Below are 22242 nucleotides of genomic sequence, written 5' to 3' on the forward strand. Positions count from 1 at the left end.
CAATCAAAATTCAAAGCCATTTAGCGATCAAGGTCACAACCGGCCACGACGACACGCGGCTTCCGCGCTCTCAAAAACCACGCTTGAAACCGTGTCGGTTCTTGGTGATGTTTGCGATGAGTTTTGAGGGAGCTTCCATGCTGATCGGCTATGCCCGCGTTTCGACGCGAGACCAGACCACAGAGCTACAGACAGAGGCGTTATTGGCAGCCGGCAAGCTTCTGGAGACTGGCACGCCCGCCCGCACCGTCGCCGAGAGTCTGGGCGTGTCACCCGCTACACTGTACCGCTGGCTGCCTGCCCAGACGGATTAGCGTGTCTTATTTTCCGTTTTCTGAGACGACCTCTTCAGGCCCGTGGCATGCAATTCCGTGCCTTGGTTGACCGCATTGGCGCCGGAAGTCCCGCAGGCAAGGCGGGTACGGTCAGGCGACGCAACCGCTTCATCAGGTTGGCTTTGTTCTGACGTGCCTGTGCCAGATCGTAAGCCGCCTGCAAGCGCAGCCACAGGTCCGCCTTCACACCTATCACCGCCTCAAGCCGCAGTGCCATTTCGGGGGATATGGCGCTCTGTTGGTTAAGGACGCGGTACAGTTGTTGACGGCTTATGCCAAGCGCTTCTGCGGCTTGTGCCGTTGTTAGGTTCAACGCTTCAAGATCATCTTTGAGACCTTCAGCGGGGTGGGGTGGGTTGTGCATAGGCACGCTCTTTCTCCCTTTCTCAGTGATATTGTTCCAAGTCCAGCACGCTGAATTTTCCGTTTTCGTGCGTGAACGTGATGCGCCAGGGGCCATTTACGCTCATAGCCCACGTTCCTTTGCGGGCACCTGATAACTCGTGCAGGCGAAAGGACGGGCGGTTTAGATCGTCGAGGCTGTCAGCTTCATCGAGTATTGAAAGAATGATTGCGATGCGCCGAGACAAGTCGGGGCGGACGCCCTTTGCATTCCCTGTCTCGTAAAACGCGCGCAATCCCTTGTGCTTGAAACTTGCTATCATGGGTGGATGATGACATGTAATGTTACACTTGACAATGGGTCTATTTCCCTAAGAACAGTCCCCTGTTAAGCCAGTTCCTGTAAAAAATAGCGTTATCCCTCCTCAACCCTTAATCCATACTGTCTTATATATCTATAATATCCAGAGTAATCATTGGTCAGAGAGTGTATCTGGCCCACATGACAGTCTAACCTAGAGACGGTTTCATTTTTCGGTACGGGGACATATGCACTACAACCATCAACACTTACCAACAGAAAACATTTAAGCAGTGTTGCCCCATAAAAGAGATAAAAATAGTGAGATGATGCACTGGGATTTTGACCTGCGCCAGGCCTTAGCCACGGGGCCTCAAAATTTTCATTAACATCGAAATATTCTCCCTTACCTGATTCAAAACGAAGGTGAACATTATTTTTGAAATAAGTCGTTTTCTGATTTCCGAGGCAAACCTTTCCCCAATCTTTACTCGGATCTGATTCCAAAATGGCTTTTATAAGATCATCTTCCCTAACATGTTGCGGTAGGTGTGTCATCTCTCTCCCCTATTCTCGGTGCGTGTAATAAAGAAGAACAGTGGCAGCACTCATCAAAGCGACAAGCTGTTCTCGCTGAACAAGCCTGTCCTTTTCCCCGCTCACGCTGTGTAAACGAAACATGAGCGTTCCGAGCGGATTTTCCCGCCCTTCACAGTAGCATTGACCGTCGAAATCCTTATGTAGGGTTTCTGCTCAAACACCTTCCCGTCATCTGAGTCACGCACCATCTTCCGGAGCCAGCGTTATGGGTCGCGCTCCTCCAGATGGTGCAAACAAAAAACTCAACCATCCGTCCCTTGTTCGATCCGCGCCGGAGGCGAGGGCGAACAGGCACCGAAGGTGCGTGGACGTCCCTCGTCCCGACGCCTTCAGAAGACCAGCGCGCGCAACGGAGTGCAACAGGCCGAAGGCGCATCGCAGCCACGCGCAGCACGTAGTGCGAGCATGGCGAGAAGCCACCTGTTGCACGGAGAGAGCACGTTGGTATTAGGCTCCCTCCCCGATGACGGGGAGGGCGGGCTTTAACAGTTCTCTTGAAATCTATCTAAATGTGTGTATATCTATTTGTTATGGATAGATATGTTTCCGTTGGCCGTGCGGCGGCCCTTCTTGGTGTCTCGGTCAGCACGCTCCGTCGCTGGGAGCGGGAAGGCAAGCTTTTGCCGGAGCGGACGGCATCCGGCCACCGCCGTTATGCCCTGTCCCGGCTTCAATCCGGTCACGACGGCGAGGCAGCGGCGCAGAAGCGTACCATTGCCTATGCGCGTGTTTCCAGTCATGACCAGAAAGCGGACCTTGAACGCCAGAAAAAGATACTGGAACTATACTGTGCCCGGCAAGGCTGGACCCATGAGGTTATAGCCGACCTTGGGTCCGGAATGAATTACCGCAAGAAAGGTCTCAAACGTCTTCTGGAAGATATCATGGCGGGCCGGGTCGGACGCCTTGTCCTGACGCACAAGGACCGTCTTCTCCGCTTTGGTGCCGAGCTTGTGTTTGCGCTTTGTGAGGCCAGACAGGTGGAGGTTGTGATCCTCAACCAGGGTGAGGACACCACCTTCGAGGAAGATCTGGCGAAAGATGTCCTTGAGATCATCACCGTGTTCAGCGCCCGTCTGTATGGGGCACGGTCCCGGAAGAACCAGAGACTTCTGGAGGCTGTTGCAGAGGCGGTCAAGGATTCCCCGGCATGATAACAGCCCATCGTATCGCGCTTGATCCCAACAATGTGCAGGCCACATATCTGGCCCGCGCTGCCGGGACAGCCCGCTTTGCCTATAACTGGGCCCTGGCGGAGTGGGGGCGGCAGTATGCGGCATGGAAAGAGGACAACACCCTGCCAAAGCCCTCGCAGTACGCCCTGCGCAAGCAGCTCAATGCCGTCAAGCGGGAGCAGTTTCCGTGGATGCTGGAGGTTACGAAGAATGCCCCCCAGATGGCCATCATCCAGCTTGGAGAGGCCTTCAGGAACTTCTTCGCGGGCCGTGCCCGTTATCCGAAGTTCCGCAAGAAAGGTGTACACGACCGCTTCACCCTGACCAACGACCAGTTCACTATCGACGGTTCACACATCCGCATCCCCCATCTGGGCCGGGTGCGGATGCGCGAGGCGTTGCGCTTTACCGGCAAGATCATGTCAGCCACCGTGTCCCGTGTGGCCGACCGCTGGTTTGTCAGTCTTGCCGTGGAGACACCCGAGGAGCCATGCCTGCCCCACGCTGAAAACCAAGGTGCGGTGGGTGTGGATCTCGGTGTCTCCGCACTGGCAACGCTCTCGACCGGGGACAGCCTTCCGGGACCCAAACCGCACAAGGCCGCGCTGAACCGTCTGCGCCGTTTGTCCCGGAGCCTGTCCCGGAAACAGAAAGGCTCCTCCAACCGCCGCAAGGCCCGGCAGAAGCTGGCCCGTCTTCACGCCCGGATCAGCAACATCCGCACCGATGCCCTGCACAAGCTCACCACAGCACTGGTCCGCAGATTTCACCTCATCGGCATCGAAGACCTGAATGTACGCGGCATGATGCGCAACCGGCATCTGGCCCGCGCCATTGCCGACATGAGCTTTCATGCTTTCAGGCGGCAACTGGAATACAAGATGGCACGGCGCGGGGGACGGGTTGTGGTTGCCGACAGGTGGTTTGCCAGCAGCAAGACCTGTTCGTGCTGTGGGCACAAACTCGAAAGCCTGCCTTTGGCAACACGGGCATGGGTGTGTCCCGTGTGCCGTACGCAGCATGATCGTGACGTGAATGCCGCGATCAACCTGAGACATCTGGCGGTGAGCTCCACCGTGTCAGCCTGTGGAGAGGAAAGCTCTGGCTTGGGTCGCAAGACCAAAGCGAAACTGGCCTCAGGGAAGCAGGAAGCAAGCAGCAGGTTTACTCATATATGAGTAGGTTTGCATAGGTATTGTAGAGCGGTGAATACAGTAACAACATTCGCCCCATACGCACAGGAAGATCCTACAGCCATGAAGGCTGCAAAAACAAATCTTGCCCTGAACACACACGCCCCCTTTGTGTCTTATTTTCAGCATCAGACGGGCCGCTCACACCGTGGCTACCCACCACCCCCGAGCAGCACTCTAGGGTAGATATGTCTGAAATGAAACACTTAATAGGGGAATTTTGCTCGGCAAGAATACGAAAATAGATGCACAAGAATGATACGAACAGCGATTGCTCTCACAAAAAATAAGTAGCTACCCCGCAAAATATAGACTGTGTTTTGGCCAGCTACCGGACAGCAAAAAGGCGCCCCCATCCCTCCTAGATATAGAGGGTGGGGGCACAAAACTTGGAGAGACTGTTATTTCTCGACCATTGCACGTGTCATGGAATCACGCAGCGGCCTGATAAAATAATCAAGGACTGTACGTTCTCCGGTCTGGATCAAAACCTCGGCAGGCATACCGGCCTGAAGACGATTATCGCCCAGCTTGACCAACTCGGTCTCCGGGACCTCAACACGAACAGTGTAGTAAGGGATCCCCATGCGCTCATCAATCAAACGATCAGCAGAAACAGTCAAAACAGTCCCTGTAATGGTCGGAATGGAACGTGACTGGAAGGATGAGAAGCGAACCTCAGCCTCCTGTCCTGCATGAACAGAGTCAATGTCAACTGGAGAAACCTCCGCATCAATGACCAAGCGGTCTTTCTCCGGAACGATTTCCATTAGGGTCTCCCCCGGACGCACGACACCGGCAACTGTATGCACCTTCAGATTCTGGACAACGCCATCTTGGGACGCCTTGATCTCTGTACGCTCCAGAATATTAGTCGCTACGGTGCCACGTTCTCTCAGATCAGCAAGCTGCTGCTGAATGTCCCGCAGCTGGGAGACCGCTTCTTCCTTGAATCGCTGCCGGGTTTGTATAATCTGTAGCTCGGCTTCCCCAATACCCTTCTCTGCACGCGCGACAGAGGCTACTTGGGCACCGATATCGCCCTGAAGCCGCGCAACTTCGCGCTCCATGGACAGAATACGAGTGCGCGGATACCACCCTTTCTCATACAGCTCACGCAGGCCGACAAGCTCATCCTTGTAAATAGCCACCTGCCGATCACCAGATTTCTTCTGTACTTTTAGACCCTCAATTTCCTGATGGTACTGTTCAATACGAGCCTGAAGAATGGAAACCTGATTATCGAGAGAACGACGCCGCTCATCAAACTGGCGCACCTGACCATCAAGAATTCCCTGAATAGCTGATTGTTTCCACGCGACTGACAAAAGGTCGGCCGGAAATTCGATCTGTTCATATCCTTCCAATTCAGCCTGCAAACGGGCCTCAACCGCACGATGGTTGTAATACTGGTTCATCAGCATGTCTGCATTGGCTTTGGCTTGTGTTTGCTCCAGACGCAGAAGGACATCCCCCCCCTGCACCACATCGCCATCACGCACCAGAATTTCAGAGACAATGCCGCCTTCTAGGTGCTGAATTGCTTTACGATTGCTTTCAACCACAACCGTACCCGGAGCAACCACGGCGGAAGCCAAGGGAGCAACCGCACTCCACGTTCCCAAAACACCAAAAAACAGACCAACAACAATCCAGCCGATCCTAGCTGGTTGCATAGGCGTCTCAAATGCGTCCACCACACCACCGGAACCACCCCCTCCCGGAGCAGCAACCACGGGCACAGAGGGAGGGGCCTCCAAGGCAGGAACAGGTGCCGGGCCAAGTTGATCTTTGGGTGGTACAGGACTAGGGTTATTCACGGCATTCATGTGTATCAAGCCAAAGATGAAGCGGATGAAGCCGCATTGGGAGGAACAGCCGTCGGCCGCACAAAGCGCGCTAGGACTTCGGAACGGGGACCCATCATTTCAACAGTGCCACCTCGCAATACCAACACCTTGTCCACCACTTGGAGGACAGATGGCTTGTGCGTGATAATAACCACAGTTTGGCCGGCCTGCTTCATAACCTGAATGGCAGCCATAAGAGCGGCCTCTCCATCATTATCCAAGCTGGCATTGGGTTCATCCATCACGACAAAAGAAGGATTGTTATACAGGGCGCGGGCCAAGGCAATTCTCTGCCGTTGCCCTCCAGAAAGAGCCATGCCACCGGTCCCGACAGGGGTGTCATACCCCTCCGGCAGTTTCTGGATCATTTCGTGAACACCCGCACGCGTTGCCGCCTCGATCACACGACCGGAATCAATCTCTCCAAAACGAGCAATATTCTCAGCTACAGAGCCATCAAATAATTCAACGTCTTGCGGCAAATACCCCAGATGTGGCCCAAGCGCTTCTTGGTCCCACGTACGAATATCATTGCCATCCAGACGGACTGTTCCCTGCTGGGCCTGCCACACACCAACCAACACGCGGGCCAATGTTGACTTTCCAGCTGCCGATGGCCCAATCACCCCCAATACATCACCGGGATCAAGATCAAAGGAGACGCCACGGAGAACCGGCTGGCTTGCCCCCGGTGGCACCACAAATACTCCCTGCAGAGACACCCGGCCATCAGGACGAGGAAGAGCCATACGTTCCTTGTCTTCGGGGGTAGAGCGCAACAAGGTCTGAACACGGTCAAAGGCCGATCTTGCGTTCAGGAACCCTTTCCAGTTGGCTACCGCCAGCTCGACGGGCGACAGGGCACGCCCCATAATAATCGAGGCCGCAATCATCATGCCGGGACTGATTTCATTCTGGATAGCCAACCATGCTCCAACGCCTAGGATCGCAGTCTGCAGCGCAAGACGAAAAGCCTTTGATACAGCAAGAAGAGCCGATGCAGCATCGGATGCACGGGCTTGGCAGGACAAGACACCACGGTGCTTGACCAACCAACGATCCAGGAGCGGGCCAAGCATACCCATTGCCTGTAGCACTTCGGCGTTGCGTAACGACCCGGAGACAAAGCGACTAGCCGCAATCGACTGTGCAGAAGCATCCTTGAGAGGTGTTCTGGTAACCAGATTATTTGCCAGCGCCAACCCAAAAATAACGATGGCACCAACAAGGGCAACCAAGCCAATCATCGGGTGCATGACAAAGCAAAGCCCAAGAAACAGGGGCACCCAAGGTGCATCACAAAAGGCAAGCAGCCCGGGGCCTGTCAGGAATTCCCGCAAACTGTCAATATCACGCAAGGCCTGAGATTGGCTGCCTTCGGGATGACGCACGGTATGACGGAAAACAGCGGCAAAAACCCTGCGGTTCAGGGCGCGGTCAATTTGCAGACCTGTACGAACAAGAACACGTGAGCGAATAGCTTCTAGAACAGCCATCACCACAAGTGCGAAAAGAGCAGCAAGCGTAATCATGACTAAGGTAGGCGTCGACCGGCTGCTCAGAACGCGATCATAAACCTGAAGCATATAGATGGGTGAAACAAAGAGAAGCAAATTGATAAAAAAACTGAATCCCGCCGTGGCATAGAACCCGCCACGAGCACTTCTCAAGGCCTTATCAAGATCTGTGGCCGGTGCCTTGCCGCCAGAAAAAGGTAACCGCGCTGAAAAATCCACAGAACGACACTCCGCACACCAACAGTTGGAAGGGCGTCTCCCCCTAGGAACGACGCAAAGACGAACGCAACACCTGCCCCCGCCCAACAAAAAAGCGCGGCGTTGTATAAATAGAAGGCCCAACAATACCGAAAATTGCAAGAGAAAATAGCATGCAGGCATCTTTTGATTGTTATCGTTGCATGCACCTAGGATTAATAGATGCAATCATTCAGGCATCTTTTGCGACAATATCCGCAAGATATTGCCCATAACTGCTACCCCCAAGCTCACGCGCCAGAAGATTGAGTTGCGCAGAGTCAATATAACCCATACGGAATGCAACTTCTTCCGGACAGGCAACCTTGAAGCCCTGACGTTTATCGATCGTATGAACATAGGAGCTGGCCTCCAACAGACTTTCATGAGTCCCGGTATCGAACCACGCGTATCCTCTCCCCATGGTTTCAACGGCCAAGGTCCCATCACGCAGATACCACGTATTGATATCTGTTATCTCAAGCTCACCACGTGGGCTTGGCTTGAGCGTTGAAGCCACATCAATCACCCGGCTGTCATAGAAATAGAGCCCCGTAACAGCCCAGTGAGACTTGGGCTTGGATGGCTTCTCTTCGATTGAAACAGCTTGGCCATTCCCGTCCATGGTAATCACGCCGTAACGAGACGGATCTGCAACGTGATACGCAAAGACCGTTGCCCCGTGAAGACCATTGAATGTTCTGTCAACGGCGCGACGCAGCATGTCACCCAGTCCATGACCATGAAAAATGTTATCGCCCAGAATCAGGGCGCAGTTGTTGTCGCCAATAAAATCTGCCCCGATCAAGAAGGCTTGCGCCAGCCCACCAGGCTTTTCCTGCTCGGCATACTCTATCGTGATGCCCCACTTCTTTCCATCACCCAGAAGAGCACGGAACAACCCTGAGTCTCGCGGAGTTGTGATAACTAAGATCTCACGAAGTCCCGCCAGCATCAGTGTGCTGAGCGAATAATAAATCATCGGCTTGTCGTAGACAGGCAATGCCTGTTTGGAGACAGCTTTCGTTGCCGGATAGAGTCTGGATCCTGTGCCCCCTGCCAGAATGATCCCTTTCATGATTCCCCCCGCGCCACACCATCCAGGTCGTTCTGCATCCACCGCATCAACCCGACAAGGAAAAGAAACAGTACACACGAAAACGGCAGGGCCGCCAAAACAACCGTCGCCTGCATAGCCACGAAATCACCGGCAAATAACAAACCCAAAGCTACCAATGTTACGACCAAAGACCAAAACAGACGAAGCCACATCGAAGCATCACGCCCTATTTGTCCACCCAAACGGGACAAGTCTGCCAACATGATGGCACCTGATTCGGCTGGTGTCAGAAAAAGGACAAAGCATGTAACAACAGCAAAGAAAACCATGGGCCCCGCAAAAGGATAATGCTGCAGAAAAACATACAAGGACATATCCGCCTGTTTTAGTGCAACAGAAGCCAGCTCATCAGCACCACCCACAACAAGATCCAAAGCCATGTTGCCGAGGACAGCATGAAAAGCAAAAGTACAAATCAGCGGAATGGACAGCACCCCCAGCACAACCTCACGAACCGTACGCCCCCTTGAAATACGGGCAATAAACAAGCCGACAAAAGGAGTCCACGACATCCACCAGGCCCAGAAGAAAACCGTCCAGCGGCCAACCCATCCGTCATCCCCGTACCCTTCTACAGGCGCTGCATAAGCATACAGATCAAACGTCTTGAGGAGGAGACCATCCAGATAATCACCCATATTTTGGACAAACCGCCCCAGAATCATAGCCACATCACCGTGCAGAAGCACAAGACCAAGTAAGGCAAGAAACAGGACAACATTAAGGTTGGAAACCCGCGAGATACCCCTTCGCACGCCAACCACAGCAATAAAAGCTGCACAGCCACTCATAAGAAGAATGATGGCCGTCAACATAGTCCGGGAAGGATCCATCCCCAAAAGATAGCCAGATCCAGATGCAACTAACATCGCGCCAATAATCAGGTTGGTAACCAGACCCGGGATTGTGACTAGGATACCAAAAGCATCCAGCAAATGACCACCCCAGCCATTGGCGCGGGCCTCCCCAAGCATAGGGATCAAGGCCGTGCGCAAAGCCAGCGGGTAACGGTGACGCCAGACACCATAACCAACAGCAATACCAACCAGCGCATACATGGCCCAGCCATGCAGACCCCAGTGCAGAAACGTCAGCTGCATGGCCTGTCGCGCAGCCTGTGGCGTTGATGGCATACCCTCGGGTGGTCTGAGGAAATGGTCAACAGGCTCGGAAACGGCAAAGTAGAGTAGCGACACACCAATCCCTGATGAAAACAACATACCCGACCATGATAGAAAACCGAACTCGGGATCTTCGCCATCACGCCCTAGGCGAAGCCCCGCGAACCGGGAGCAGGCCAACCAGAGAACAAAGAAAAGGCACGTCGCTGTAACCAACATGTAATACCAGCCGAAGGTCTGACAGACCCAAAGGCGGATTTCCTCCATCAAAAGGCCAGAGCGCTCCGGGAACAACAGGAGGAAGAGAACAAAAACACCTGTCAGAACCGAAGCACCACCAAATACAGGTATATTGACACGGGTCGTCAGACGCGCTTCAGCGGGAAAGACACCGCTCATCAAGTCCGTTCCCTCTTTTGCTGGCCCCGAAAGCAGGTACAACGACCCACACAAAATTACGATTTATAGTTGTCAACGCTAATTGCGTTCTCGTAAATAATCAAGGACCTCCTTGGCTGGACATCTCGATGACTGCCCTTAAACGCCACAACACGCCATCTGCTTTCCGCTTCGGAGAACAAGGCCTCTATATCAGCGGACGCAACTGCATAGAAGGGTCGGGACAACGGATCATCACGACATGCCCGGCTGATGGTGAACAGCTCTCTCTGGTTCATTGCGCTGACCGCCCTGACGTAGACCGAGCGGTACAATCCGCTGTGGAAGGGCAAAAGGTATGGGCTGAGAAGAGCACAGCAGAGCGAACCCGTGTCCTGATGCGTGCAGCCAGCATTCTGCGTGACCGGAACGATGAGCTGGCCCTGATCGAGGCACTTGACACAGGACGCCCCCTCTCGGAAACGCGCTCGGTTGACATTACAAGCGGTGCTGAGGTTCTGGAGTACTATGCTGGGCTGATCCCCACCCTAGAAGGTTCCCAGATCCCCCTGCGACGGGACAGTTTTGTCTATACACGACGGGAACCCTTGGGCGTCATTGCCGGCATTGGGGCATGGAATTACCCGCTCCAGATTGCCGTGTGGAAATCAGCACCAGCCTTGGCCGCAGGCAATGCCATGGTATTCAAGCCCAGCGAGCTGACACCGCTTGGTGCCCTTCAGCTTGCCACCATCTATACCGAAGCCGGCCTTCCCGATGGCGTCTTCAATGTCGCGAATGGAGCAGGACAAGATGTGGGGCAGTGGCTGGTGGAACATCCTGCCGTTGCCAAGGTATCCTTTACGGGCGGAACCCGGACCGGGCGGACTGTTATGGCTGCGGCTGCCGCAACCCTGAAAGACATCACCATGGAACTGGGCGGTAAATCGCCCTTGATTATTGCCTCCGATGCAGACCCTGATCTGGCAGCCGCCATTGCTGTGACCGCAAATTTCTTCAGCAGCGGACAAGTCTGCACAAACGGAACCCGTGTATTTGTCCCTCGCTGCCTCAAGCAAGAAATTGAACACCGAATCCTTGACCGTATCCGGTCCATACGCCCCGGGCACCCACTGGCACCGGACGTAAACTTTGGCTCCATGATCAGCTTGAAGCACATGGAGAAAGTTCTGGAGTTGATCGACAAGGGGCAAGGAGAGGGGGCACGACTCCTGTGTGGGGGCAACCGCATGACAACCCCTCCCTTCGACCGTGGCTTTTTTGTCGAACCAACCGTTTTCACGGATGTTGAGGATACAATGACCATAGCCCAAGAGGAAATCTTTGGCCCGGTCATGAGCATTCTGACCTACGACACCGAAGAGGAGGTGATAGGTCGCGCGAATGCAACGCCCTATGGTCTTGCTGCCGGTGTCTTGACACCAAATCTTGCACGTGCCCACCGCATGACCCATGCTCTGGAAGCCGGTATTTGCTGGATCAATACGTGGGGAGAATCCCCGGCAGCTATGCCCGCAGGTGGTTTCCATCAATCCGGCATTGGCTTCGAAAATGGACTTGAAACACTGCTGCGGCACACACGTATCAAATCGATTCAGGTTGAGATGGGGCGCTTCAACCCGGCTTTCTGAAGTACGGTAATCATGCGGGGAAGGGGACACATGCTCGACGAGGTTGACGACATCATTATTGGCGCTGGTTCCGCCGGTGCCGTACTGGCAGCTCGCCTCAGCGAGGACTGCAACCGTCAGGTTCTTTTGGTTGAGGCAGGAGGACCAGACTGGCGCATGGACATCCGGACTCAGATGCCGGCAGCACTGGCGTGGCCCTTGCAGGGAGACCGCTACAACTGGGGCTATAGAACCGACCCGGAGCCATACATGGACGGCCGCCGCATGGATTGCAGTCGCGGCAAGGGCTTGGGGGGGTCATCCCTGATCAATGGTATGTGTTATATCCGCGGTAATCCAATGGATTTCAATACTTGGGCCAGCCAACCGGGACTTGCTGACTGGTCATACCAACACTGTCTGCCGTATTTTCGCAAGTCCGAGACCCGCGATACAGGCGCCAATGACTACCACGGTGACACAGGCCCCCTGCATGTCACCACGCCCAAGCCTGACAACAATCCCCTGTTCGCCGCCATGGTAGAAGCTGCCGTACAGGCAGGGTATCCACGAACAGATGATCTGAACGGGTATCAGCAGGAAGGTTTCGGCCCAATGGACCGGACCGTCACCGCTCATGGCCGACGCTGCAGCACATCCCGGGGGTGGCTGGATCAAGCACGCCATCGCCGGAACCTCCGCATCATGGCCGGAACGCTGGTCGACCGCATCCTGTTTTCCGATCAACGAGCTGTAGGCATTCAGCTGTTACACAAGACAAACCCCGCTCCCGTTACCATAAGGGCCCGTCGTGAAATTGTTGTGTGTGCAGGCGCCATTGGCTCCCCCCAGATCCTGCAGCGATCAGGTGTCGGCTCCTCTTCCCTGCTTGGTTCCATCGGCATCCCGGTTGTGGAGGACCTTCCCGGCGTGGGTGAGAACCTTCAGGACCATCTTGAGATATACATGCAATACAGCTGCACCCAACCCATCTCCCTGTACCCGGCCCTGCAATGGCGAAACTGGCCAAGCATCGGTGCGCGCTGGCTTTTCATGGGAGACGGGATTGGCGCAAGCAACCACTTTGAAGCCGGTGGATTCATACGCTCCGGTACCAAATTCCTGTGGCCAAACATACAGTACCACTTTCTGCCCCTAGCTATCCGCTATGATGGCCGCAGTGCATTCAAGGCACACGGATTTCAGGCCCATGTCGGCTCCATGCGCTCTCCCAGCCGGGGCAGGGTATACATTACGTCCAAGGATCCAGCCGCACCACCCGGCATTGTTTTCAGCTACATGAGTTCAAGACAGGATTGGGAAGAGTTCCGCGACGCTATACGGATTACCCGCCATATCATAAGCCAGCCGGCCCTTGATTTCTGCCGGGGCGAAGAAATAAGCCCCGGACCCGACGTTGACAACGACCGCTCCATGGATGATTTCGTGCGCAGAAATGCCGAAACAGCTTATCATCCGTGTGGGACCTGCCGTATGGGCAACGATGATCTCGCCGTGGTGGACGGGCAGGGCAGGGTGCATGGTCTGCAGGGCCTGCGGGTTGTCGATGCATCGATCATGCCACAGATCATCACCGGTAACCTGAACGCAACCACCATCATGATGGCGGAAAAGATCGCCGACAGCATGCGGGGAAGAACAGCTTTGCCCGCAAGCAAGGCCACATTCCACACCTGTCCCGAACTCAGAAAGGCAATGGATGGATCTGTAAAGTCCAGCGCTCCAGAGCCCGCCGGAACCGCTCAAACATCACATCCAAGTCATCCGGGGATATAACCAGCGGCGGACAGAATGCAACGATATCACCCGCCAAAGCGCGCAGGATCAACCCTTCCTCCTGACACGCATCAACCAGAGAGGCTGCCATCGCACGGGCGGGATCGAAAGGTGTGCGAGTTTCCTTGTCCGCAACCAGCTCAAGGGCACCAATCAAACCAATGCCCCGGACGTTACCAATCAGGGGATGATCCGAGAAGGCGTGCAGATGGGCAAGAAAACGGCCTGAAAGAGAGCCAACACGCTCAAAAATACCGTCCTGCTCATAGATATCCAGTGCCTCAAGCGCAACGGCTGCTGCAACGGGGTGCCCCGAATATGTGAAACCGTGGCCAAAGGTGCCAATCTCTCCGGCACCGCGCTGCAGTGGCTCCCAAACTTTCTGGCTGACCATAACGGCCGCTATAGGCATCCACGCCGCCGACAACGCCTTGGCCGAGGTAATGATGTCGGGCTTCAGATCAAAAGTTTGGCTGCCCCACGGGTTCCCGGTACGACCAAAACCACAGATAACCTCGTCAGCCACCAGCAAGATATCGTACTTGTCGAGAACAGCTTGAATTCTGGGGAAGTACCCAGCCGGCGGAATAATAACGCCGCCGGCTCCCATCACAGGCTCCGCAAAGAAGGCAGCAATGGTATCCGGCCCTTCAGACTGGATCATCTGCTCCAGCTCCATCGCCAGCCGCTCGACAAACCGGCCTTCATCCTCGTTAGCGGAAGCCTGGCGGTAAAAGTGCGGGCACGTGGCATGCAAAACACCGGGCATGGGCAGGTCAAAAGCCCGGTGATTGGCGGGCAAACCGGTCAGACTGGCGGATGCCAGCGTCACACCATGATAGGCGCGATGGCGGGATATAATCTTCTTCTTGTGCGGACGCCCCATGACATGGTTGATGTAGCGAACAATCTTGACAACCGTATCGTTGGCCTCGGAGCCAGAATTGGCAAAGAAAACCCGCGCCATCGGCACCGGGGCCATGGCAACCAGGCGTTCAGCAAGCCGGATCCCCGGAGGATGGGACTTGGAGGCAAATTGATGGAAGAAGGGCAGGGTATCCATTTGGCGCACAGCTGCATCACGAAGCCGGGGCTGGGTAAACCCCAATGAGGCGCACCATAACCCCGACATTCCTTCAATATATTCCTTCCCCATCTCGTCAAACACGCGGACACCCTCGCCACGGACAATGACAAAGGGCCCCTTCTTTTCATGTGCAACCAGATTTGTATAGGGGTGCAGAACGTGACGCAGATCCGCATCACGCAAGGTATTGGAAATCATGGCAGGCCCCCCTATCCCTGTAAGCCACCAAGGCAGAGGTACTTGATCTCCATGAATTCATCCAGACCATAACGTGATCCCTCACGCCCGATACCAGACTCCTTCATGCCGCCAAAAGGTGCCACTTCGGTCGAGACAATCCCCTCGTTGATACCAATGATACCGTACTCCAGAGCTTCGGACACACGCCAGATGCGCCCGATATCGCGAGTATAAAAATAGGCTGCAAGCCCAAAGGGCGTATCATTGGCTATACGAATGGCCTCCACCTCGTCCCGGAACCGGATCAGGGGGGCAACAGGCCCGAAAATCTCCTCGGATACAGCACGCATGGAAGGCTGGACATCACCCAGAACAGTAGGCTCGAAGAATGTCCCTCCCAAGGCATGGCGCGCACCACCAACAAGAACGCGGGCCCCTTGGGCCTTGGCTTCATTGACCAAGCCTTCAACCTTATGCAGGGCTTCCATCGTAATCAGAGGCCCTTGGGATACTCCCTCTGCCGTACCGGGTCCAACACGCAAACCCGCAACAGCCTTTGCAAAGCGTTCCGCGAAAGCTGGATAGATCCCCTCCTGAACCAGGAAGCGGTTGGCACACACACAGGTTTGGCCTGTATTACGATACTTTGATGCCAAGGCACCTGCGACAGCCGCATCCAGATCTGCATCATCAAACACAATGAACGGGGCATTCCCACCCAGCTCCAGCGATACCTTCTTCACCGTCTCTGCACACTGCTGCATCAGGATCTTTCCAACCCTGGTCGAACCAGTAAAAGACAGCTTTCGTACGCGAGGATCGCGGGTCAGCACGGCCCCGATCTCGGCACTGCATGAAGAGGGGAGAACATTCAGGACGCCGGGGGGAAAACCAGCTTGCTCAGCCAGCGCAGCCAACGCCAGTGCCGAAAGGGGTGTCTCACCGGCAGGCTTGATCACCACAGAACATCCGGCTGCCAAGGCTGGCGCACATTTACGGGTTATCATCGCAGCTGGAAAATTCCACGGTGTAATGGCGGCCACAACACCAACCGGTTCCTTTAGAACAAGAAGACGCCGATCACGCAATGGGGAGGGAATAACATCGCCATAGGCCCGGCGCGCTTCCTCTGCAAACCATTGGACAAAACTGGCGGCATAGGTCACCTCACCCCGCGCCTCGGCCAAAGGCTTTCCCTGCTCTGCTGTCATCAACAGAGCCAAATCGTCCCGGGAACGGGTGATCAGCTCAAACCATAACCGCAACACGGCGGCACGCTCGGCAGCCGGATGCTGCTTCCAGGCCTCCTGCGCATCTTGGGCAGCGGTAATGGCGTCAAGCGCATCCCGAGCCCCCATATCCGCGACTTCAACCAGAACAGACTGATCTGCCGGATCAACAACAGGGAACACACGGCCACTGATCGAAGGCTTCCAGGCACCACCAACAAAGCCATCACGGCGAAGCAGGCCTGGATTATGAAGAACTGGCACCGCCATGCGCTTTCTCGTCTACCGGAACAAATACTGCCCACACGAGGCACCGGGATTGGTTATACATCCAGAGAATGACGGAACCAGTCTATGGTCTCACGCAACCCATCCTCAAGAGATACCGTAGGTTCCCACCCCAAAATGTTGCGCGCCCGCGTAATATCAGGCTGACGGCGCGCAGGATCATCAGGGGGCAGGGGACGAGAAACCAAGCGCGAATGGGAACCGGTAAGCTGTAAAATACGCTCTGCCAGCTCAGCGACACTGATTTCTGATGGATTACCCAAATTGAAGGGGCCCGTAACATCCACCGGCATTTCCATCATTCTCATAAAAGCCGTTATCATATCAGAGACGTAACAAAAGCTGCGGGTTTGCGATCCATCACCAAACAGCGTCAGATCATCTCCCCGCAAGGCCTGAACAATAAAATTGGACACAACTCGACCATCATCCAGACACATACCCGGACCATACGTATTGAAAATACGCCCAACTTTTATGGGAAGGTTGTGCTGACGAAAGTAGTCAAAGAACAAGGTCTCTGCACAGCGCTTTCCCTCGTCATAGCAAGACCGGACGCCGGTTGGATTGACATGCCCCCAATACATTTCATCCTGGGGATGCTGCCGGGGATCACCATAGACTTCAGATGTTGAGGCCTGAAAAACACGGGCACCCGACTGGCGCGCCAGCTCCAGCATGTTCATTGCCCCCAGCACACAGGTCTTGATCGTGCGCACAGGATCGCGCTGGTAATGAACAGGCGAAGCAGGGCATGCAAGATTGTAGATCTCGTCAACATCAACAGATAGAGGCAACGTAATGTCATGGTGCATAACTGTGAAATGCGGATCACCTAGAAGATGATCAACAGCGGGGCGATGCCCGGTCAGAAAACTGTCCACACACAAAACCTCGTAGCCTTGTCGCAACAACTGTGTACACAGATGTACCCCTAGAAATCCGGCTCCTCCGGTTACCAGAACCCGTTTTACTCCGACACGACGGATCACTCGCATCTTTCCTTTTTTACCAGCATAACAACACAATCATAGTAACGCGAATAGACCAGTTAGTCTCTATCATAGATCATACAGTTTGTCGTTCTTTGCAACCAGGTAACTCGTGTAGAATGTTGATACGGTACATCACCATCACCCCACCGCTTTTGCCGGAACCACCATCATGCACCAATCCCTGATCCCGCTCAGCGTCGAGAACCACAAAAACTTGGGACTGATTACAAACAGAGGGTGGTCCTTTGCGTCCAGCAGCCCGATCCTGACCATTGTCAGCGCCGAGGTACACCGCTGCGCCGCCTTTTTTCCTGTGGCCATTATGCAAATCTCGGCCAAGGATGCGCCCGAAGACCAACAAGAATTTGAACTGGTGAGCATTCATTCCGTATCAGCAGGAGAGAACTGGTTTGTCGCCCCGGATGGGCGGTGGCTGGCTGGCTATGTCCCCGCGGTCTTGCGCGCCGTACCCTTCCGGTTGATGCGCGCCCCGGATGCACAGGACCAGTTGGTTTTATGCATTGACGAGAACAGCCCGCTTCTGACGGACACCACTAAAGATCCCAAGGCTCGCCCTCTGTTCGAGAAAGACGGCAGCCTATCTGCTGACATGAAGACACGCCTTGACTTCCTGACAGCGGTTGCTAACGATCACGGCAACACACGGGCCAAGTTATCCGCCATTTCCAAAGCCGGACTCCTCAAGCCATGGAGTCTTACAATCAATAAAAATAACAAACCCCTACACATGAAGAACCTGTATCAGGTTGATGCAGAGGCCCTTGATGCCCTGTCAGATGAAGCATTCCTTGGTCTGCGCAGGGTTGGTGCACTACCCCTGATCTACAACCATCTGGCCAGTCTGGCGCAAACCGAGAACCTGCAACGCGCCGCGACTATTCAGGACCAGATGACACACCAGCAAGACAAAAAGCCAAAACTGGAAGACATGCTGGACATGGGACAGAACCAAGATATCGAACTGAAGTTCTGAGAAAGAGTCAGGGGAGACTTCTTGCTCGATATGACAAGCCTTACCCCTGCTCCATGCAGACAAGTTAGATTCTGCCAATCACACAGGAACGGATGTAAGCGTACCGGAGCCAAACCAAGGTGTCTGGCTCCGGATAACAGCGGCCTCAGGCGGCTCTGACATTGGCAAGAAAACGCTCGACAAGCGAGCGTAACTGTCGCGCGTCTTCTGTCAGTGTCTGCGATGCATTCAGAACCTTCCCGGAAGCGGCTCCGGTCTCTTGGGCTGCATCGCTAACGCCGGAAATTGTCGATGTTACGGCTGTTGTCACCGTCGCAGCTTGGCTGACATTGGCCGAAATATCGCGGGTAGCAGCACTTTGTTCTTCTACAGCACTGGCAATGGCTGATGCAGCATTGGTTGCCTCATCAACAGATGATACGATCATCTCGATGGCATCCGCAGCATTCTCGACAGCTGCCTGAATAGCATCGATACGTTGCCGTATTTCTTCCGTAGCTCTTGCTGTTTGTGAAGCTAAGTCCTTTACTTCACTGGCAACAACGGCAAAGCCCTTTCCATACTCGCCGGCACGCGCCGCTTCTATGGTGGCATTCAAGGCCAGCATGTTGGTTTGTCCGGCAATGTCAGTAATCAGGTTGACAACAGCCCCAATTTCCACGGCTGTGGATTTAAGCCCCAGCACAGCATGGGTTGCATCATGGGCACGCATCATGGCCGAACGCGAAAGCTCGGAAGACTCGTGGACCTGACGGCTGATTTCCTGAATTGAGGCCCCCAGCTGTTCAGAAGCACTGGCAACCATCTGAACATTGGCCGATACCTGCTCAGAGGATTGAGCAACCGACAAGGCTTGAGAGCTGGTTTCCTCGGCAATAGCCGACATGGACTGTGCCGTTGCATTCAGTTCATCTGTCGCACTGGCCACCGTTTGCAGAAGAGTTCCAACATCACGGTCGAAAATCTGCATCAGCTCGCCCAAGCGAACACCTCTGGCGGCCCTAGCTTCAGCATCGGCCTGGCGTTCAGCCTGCAGGGCCTCATTCTGGATCATATTGTGCCGGAACACTTCAAGAGCCGCTGCAATTTCCCCAATTTCATCCTTGTAATCCAACGCTGGAATAGCAACCGTCACATCACGCTCAGCCAGTCTGCGAATGGCTGCGGTAATGGACTTGAGGGGGTGACTGATGCCAAGCGCTACCATAGACGCAAACAAGATGCCGGCCAGCAAAACAAAAACAGCGATAATGCTGGCTGTTGTCCGGGTACTGGAAAGAACATCAAGCGCTGCCGTGGATTGCTCGTGGAAACCACGAACCCCGGCAATACGAATATCTTCTGCCATACGTACCAAGGCCGCACCGCGCTCCGCCATCTGAGGTTGAATAACATCCCTGTTATACAGGGAGATCTCGGCGACACGACTGAAAGAAGCCCTGTATCCCGTAATCAAACCAACAAGGCGAGCACCCACATCAGCTTTCCCAACACGCGCCAATTGCTGACGCAAGGAAGCTGCACCAGCAAGAGCTTCATCCAGTGCCGGAATAACGGTCGTAGCAGGATCTTGTCGGTCATCAACCAGGAAACCGCGAGCAGCAAAACGCGCCGCCGTAAATTTCTCGGAAATCTCTGCTGCGCGAAGAGCCACAGAAGCCTGCCCCGCAGCCTCTGCGTCTGCACGTATCTTGTTAAGCAAGGACAGGGTATCCGGCCCGAAGCGATCAATGGTCTCTTGGACCATCTTGTTGCGCTCCTCGGTCAGCGCTGCACGCTTCTCGAAACTTTCCAGATAAGACGCAATCTGCTTTACAGCCTGCCGAAGCTGGTCTTGCACATAGGGGTCTTGGGTATCCAAAATCAGGTTGTCGAAATGTTGCCGGACAACAGCCGCCTGTCGCCGCACAGGATCAACATGAGACAAGTCATTGGTATAGAAAAACGCTGTTACCAGGCGCCTCATGGTCTGCAAATCGGCATCCGCTGCAGTACTTCTGACGGTCAGCTCAGCCCCAAGCGTAATGGCACTCAGGGAACGCGCCGATTCCCGCCCGCTCCACCACAATGCTGAGGCAAAACCAGCTGTTACAAGCAACAAAACAGAGAAACCCGTAAAAATGCGCGTTGAAACCCGAAACTGCGACATCGCCTTGAACATGACAGAGTCTCTCCCCCAAGAGCAACAGTCACTCTGGCAGATCTGGAATCTGCGGAACGTGACTGAAACACAGAATATATTCTGCTACCAGGGGCTTCAATAATAACAAAATAAAACCATTGGAATTTGGGAGTGGAAATAAAAGAGCAATATTAATTGTAAGTTGAATATTTGAGTTACATCAGTTGACCTATGCTTATGATTTCATAAGATATATCAATCTAAACAATATATAAATGAACATCTAAAGAAATTAAACACATAGAGAAATATAACTAAAAATATGCAAAGGATATGCGAAAGGGGTGTCCGACAAGAAAAGTGTACACCCAGCCTAGATGGCATGATCCATGCCCATACGTGCTATGGCAGCCCTTAGAAAGCGATAGGATCCATGGCATACATACATATCAGCGCAAGGCAACGTACCAGAAAAATTACGGAAATCCCTCTGGGTCTGGACAAACGACACGCGAGCCCAGAATCCAAGACGGTTCTCCTTGAAGTATTCCTGCGTCGCATTCTGCAAACAGGTGTCTTAGAGTGCGAAGATATAAAAGCCATAGAGCACGCGCTCTACCTCACAGAGATAAAAACAAGAGAGCGGAGTCGTATAACAAAACGGCCTGAATATGACACGTAACGTCCCACACATAGATGGTTTTGGTGGTCTCGCGCCATAAAGTCGCATAATATTCGTTATGACTATGCAGAAGACAGCATGCCTTGAAGACAAAGCGGAACGGAATAATATAGCAAAGGCTTTGGGTATTATTGAAACGGCGGCTACAGGATGGCAAACAGCGACAACGCGCCACAGAACAACGCACAAAGCAAGAAAAGAGGCCTTTGGGGCAGCCTACGCGGATTTTTCTCACAGGTAGCGACGCCTTCATCTACATCAACGGACTCTGCCCCCCTCCACATAGAGCCCATGACGAGCGACGAAGATCACTGGGTAGACCTTACACTGGAAGAAATACTGCAACGCAAACCAGAACTGGAGGTTCATCTCGTCAGCCTGACCCAGTTTCGCCAAGCTATTGGAGACACCTGGGACCGGGTTGGCGCAAAGGCTATTATGCTTGCAGAAGCAACCCTGCGTAAAGTTGCAGGACACGGGAATCCTGTACGCGTTTTTGGCGAAGAGGGCGTTTTTCTCTTGGCATTCCCACGCCTTTCAGAACTGGAAGGACGCCGGCGCGCAACTGAAGCTGCGATTGCCGTTGGACAGAAGCTGGTTGGGGCCCGATTCCGCATTGTAGGAAATGGCATGTCTGCTCCGCTCGTTTGCCTTGCATCCAGCAAGGGAAACAACCTTCTTGATCCACAAGGAGATTTCAAAGAGCAGACGATCCTTGCCATGGAAACAGAAGCAACGCCACTGGCAGAATCTGCGGCTGTTAACGATGCCGATCCTACCGCGCAAGCAGGACACGACAGCACAGACCTCTTCATTTCGATGGCTTCATCCGACAGCAATGACCCTGAATGGTCCCCCATAGACCATGAAACAGACAGGCATGATAATGAGATCAGCACGATCGATACAAATAGTAAGCTAAGTCACTATAACCCTAAGTGGCGAACCATGAAACATAAGAGCCGCAAGGAAAGCATACAACTGATACCCATAGACCATAAAACAAATAAAAAGGAATATTTTAATGAGTGGGTTCCTATAAAAAAGGACAATATTTAATATAATAAA

18 protein-coding genes are annotated in these 22242 nt (G+C 54.0%); 7 read left to right on the forward strand and 11 right to left on the reverse strand.

All coding sequences use genetic code 11. The features are described 5' to 3' along the window. Positions 1–116: 116 nt before the first annotated feature. Entirely contained in the window at positions 117–314 is a 198-nt protein-coding gene (locus AY555_RS10330; protein ID WP_209315889.1) for a helix-turn-helix domain-containing protein, read from the forward strand. 34 nt (positions 315–348) lie between these two features. Here the strand turns inward: AY555_RS10330 and AY555_RS10335 are convergent, their stop codons facing one another. The 3 genes from AY555_RS10335 to AY555_RS11850 form a co-directional block, all read right to left on the reverse strand. After that, positions 349–699 (reverse strand): HigA family addiction module antitoxin, encoded by a 351-nt coding sequence (locus AY555_RS10335; protein ID WP_082812137.1) that lies wholly within the window; start codon positions 697–699, stop codon positions 349–351. Positions 700–721: 22 nt separating this feature from the next. Next, the gene (locus AY555_RS10340; protein WP_066137042.1) at positions 722–1000 is read right to left on the reverse strand and encodes a type II toxin-antitoxin system RelE/ParE family toxin; all 279 of its coding nucleotides are present in this window, start codon (positions 998–1000) and stop codon (positions 722–724) included. Between the two features lie 92 nt (positions 1001–1092). Then, a complete protein-coding gene (locus AY555_RS11850) occupies positions 1093–1536 on the reverse strand; it encodes a hypothetical protein (protein WP_156483404.1) in 444 nt (147 codons plus the stop codon). A gap of 572 nt (positions 1537–2108) precedes the next feature. Between AY555_RS11850 and AY555_RS10345 the strand changes: the two genes are divergently transcribed. Next, positions 2109–2732 carry an IS607 family transposase gene (locus AY555_RS10345; RefSeq protein ID WP_066136401.1) on the forward strand — a complete coding sequence of 208 codons (624 nt, stop codon included), beginning with the start codon at positions 2109–2111 and terminating at the stop codon, positions 2730–2732. Further along, positions 2729–3931: an RNA-guided endonuclease InsQ/TnpB family protein gene (locus tag AY555_RS10350; RefSeq protein ID WP_066133065.1), complete on the forward strand. Its 1203-nt coding sequence runs from the start codon at positions 2729–2731 to the stop codon at positions 3929–3931. Before AY555_RS10345 ends, AY555_RS10350 begins: the two co-directional genes overlap by 4 nt. A gap of 416 nt (positions 3932–4347) precedes the next feature. Here AY555_RS10350 and AY555_RS10355 read toward each other — a convergent pair whose 3' ends face one another. From AY555_RS10355 to AY555_RS10370, 4 genes are all read right to left on the reverse strand, one after another. Continuing rightward, positions 4348–5775, reverse strand: coding sequence for an HlyD family type I secretion periplasmic adaptor subunit (locus tag AY555_RS10355; RefSeq protein ID WP_066137044.1), 1428 nt, complete (start codon positions 5773–5775; stop codon positions 4348–4350). A gap of 5 nt (positions 5776–5780) precedes the next feature. After that, on the reverse strand, positions 5781–7532 hold the full coding sequence (locus AY555_RS10360) for a type I secretion system permease/ATPase (protein WP_066137046.1): 1752 nt from the start codon (positions 7530–7532) through the stop codon (positions 5781–5783). Between the two features lie 211 nt (positions 7533–7743). Next, positions 7744–8628 carry a glucose-1-phosphate thymidylyltransferase RfbA gene (gene rfbA, locus AY555_RS10365; protein ID WP_066137048.1) on the reverse strand — a complete coding sequence of 295 codons (885 nt, stop codon included), beginning with the start codon at positions 8626–8628 and terminating at the stop codon, positions 7744–7746. Then, positions 8625–10190 carry a BCCT family transporter gene (locus tag AY555_RS10370; RefSeq protein WP_066137050.1) on the reverse strand — a complete coding sequence of 522 codons (1566 nt, stop codon included), beginning with the start codon at positions 10188–10190 and terminating at the stop codon, positions 8625–8627. Before AY555_RS10370 ends, rfbA begins: the two co-directional genes overlap by 4 nt. A gap of 128 nt (positions 10191–10318) precedes the next feature. On the opposite strand from AY555_RS10370, the gene betB reads away from it, so the two are divergent. Both betB and betA read left to right on the forward strand, forming a co-directional pair. Beyond that, entirely contained in the window at positions 10319–11821 is a 1503-nt protein-coding gene (betB, locus tag AY555_RS10375) for a betaine-aldehyde dehydrogenase (RefSeq protein WP_066137052.1), read from the forward strand. 30 nt (positions 11822–11851) lie between these two features. Continuing rightward, positions 11852–13597, forward strand: a complete 1746-nt coding sequence (gene betA / locus AY555_RS10380; RefSeq protein ID WP_066137054.1) for a choline dehydrogenase — start codon at positions 11852–11854, stop codon at positions 13595–13597. Here betA and AY555_RS10385 read toward each other — a convergent pair. The 3 genes from AY555_RS10385 to AY555_RS10395 are packed head-to-tail and all read right to left on the reverse strand — an operon-like array spanning position 13506 to position 17373. Further along, positions 13506–14882: an aminotransferase gene (locus AY555_RS10385; protein WP_066137056.1), complete on the reverse strand. Its 1377-nt coding sequence runs from the start codon at positions 14880–14882 to the stop codon at positions 13506–13508. The two genes, betA and AY555_RS10385, sit on opposite strands and share 92 nt — an antisense overlap. 11 nt (positions 14883–14893) lie before the next feature. Continuing rightward, on the reverse strand, positions 14894–16363 hold the full coding sequence (locus AY555_RS10390) for an NAD-dependent succinate-semialdehyde dehydrogenase (RefSeq protein WP_066137059.1): 1470 nt from the start codon (positions 16361–16363) through the stop codon (positions 14894–14896). 53 nt (positions 16364–16416) lie between these two features. Further along, positions 16417–17373 carry a UDP-glucuronic acid decarboxylase family protein gene (locus AY555_RS10395; RefSeq protein WP_322099094.1) on the reverse strand — a complete coding sequence of 319 codons (957 nt, stop codon included), beginning with the start codon at positions 17371–17373 and terminating at the stop codon, positions 16417–16419. A 172-nt stretch (positions 17374–17545) separates the two neighbouring features. Between AY555_RS10395 and AY555_RS10400 the strand changes: the two genes are divergently transcribed. Then, entirely contained in the window at positions 17546–18370 is an 825-nt protein-coding gene (locus AY555_RS10400; RefSeq protein WP_066137063.1) for a SapC family protein, read from the forward strand. A 145-nt stretch (positions 18371–18515) separates the two neighbouring features. Here AY555_RS10400 and AY555_RS10405 read toward each other — a convergent pair whose 3' ends face one another. Beyond that, entirely contained in the window at positions 18516–20531 is a 2016-nt protein-coding gene (locus AY555_RS10405; protein ID WP_066137065.1) for a methyl-accepting chemotaxis protein, read from the reverse strand. Positions 20532–21465: 934 nt separating this feature from the next. Here AY555_RS10405 and AY555_RS10410 point away from each other — a divergent pair. After that, positions 21466–22233 carry a hypothetical protein gene (locus AY555_RS10410; protein ID WP_066137067.1) on the forward strand — a complete coding sequence of 256 codons (768 nt, stop codon included), beginning with the start codon at positions 21466–21468 and terminating at the stop codon, positions 22231–22233. The last annotated feature ends 9 nt before the right edge of the window (positions 22234–22242 follow it).

Origin of the sequence: Haematospirillum jordaniae, assembly GCF_001611975.1 — a bacterium.
GTDB lineage: Bacteria > Pseudomonadota > Alphaproteobacteria > Rhodospirillales > Rhodospirillaceae > Haematospirillum > Haematospirillum jordaniae.

Bases quoted from the DNA above. Each gene is read 5' to 3' on its own strand.
- AY555_RS10330 (WP_209315889.1), top strand. From the start codon at position 117: ATGAGTTTTGAGGGAGCTTCCATGCTGATCGGCTATGCCCGCGTTTCG.
- AY555_RS10410 (WP_066137067.1), top strand. From the start codon at position 21,466: ATGACGAGCGACGAAGATCACTGGGTAGACCTTACACTGGAAGAAATA.
- AY555_RS10355 (WP_066137044.1), bottom strand. From the start codon at position 5,775: ATGAATGCCGTGAATAACCCTAGTCCTGTACCACCCAAAGATCAACTT.
- AY555_RS10370 (WP_066137050.1), bottom strand. From the start codon at position 10,190: ATGAGCGGTGTCTTTCCCGCTGAAGCGCGTCTGACGACCCGTGTCAAT.
- AY555_RS11850 (WP_156483404.1), bottom strand. From the start codon at position 1,536: ATGACACACCTACCGCAACATGTTAGGGAAGATGATCTTATAAAAGCC.
- AY555_RS10345 (WP_066136401.1), top strand. From the start codon at position 2,109: ATGGATAGATATGTTTCCGTTGGCCGTGCGGCGGCCCTTCTTGGTGTC.
- rfbA (WP_066137048.1), bottom strand. From the start codon at position 8,628: ATGAAAGGGATCATTCTGGCAGGGGGCACAGGATCCAGACTCTATCCG.
- AY555_RS10405 (WP_066137065.1), bottom strand. From the start codon at position 20,531: ATGTTCAAGGCGATGTCGCAGTTTCGGGTTTCAACGCGCATTTTTACG.
- AY555_RS10400 (WP_066137063.1), top strand. From the start codon at position 17,546: ATGCACCAATCCCTGATCCCGCTCAGCGTCGAGAACCACAAAAACTTG.
- betA (WP_066137054.1), top strand. From the start codon at position 11,852: ATGCTCGACGAGGTTGACGACATCATTATTGGCGCTGGTTCCGCCGGT.
- betB (WP_066137052.1), top strand. From the start codon at position 10,319: ATGACTGCCCTTAAACGCCACAACACGCCATCTGCTTTCCGCTTCGGA.
- AY555_RS10335 (WP_082812137.1), bottom strand. From the start codon at position 699: ATGCACAACCCACCCCACCCCGCTGAAGGTCTCAAAGATGATCTTGAA.
- AY555_RS10385 (WP_066137056.1), bottom strand. From the start codon at position 14,882: ATGATTTCCAATACCTTGCGTGATGCGGATCTGCGTCACGTTCTGCAC.
- AY555_RS10340 (WP_066137042.1), bottom strand. From the start codon at position 1,000: ATGATAGCAAGTTTCAAGCACAAGGGATTGCGCGCGTTTTACGAGACA.
- AY555_RS10350 (WP_066133065.1), top strand. From the start codon at position 2,729: ATGATAACAGCCCATCGTATCGCGCTTGATCCCAACAATGTGCAGGCC.
- AY555_RS10390 (WP_066137059.1), bottom strand. From the start codon at position 16,363: ATGGCGGTGCCAGTTCTTCATAATCCAGGCCTGCTTCGCCGTGATGGC.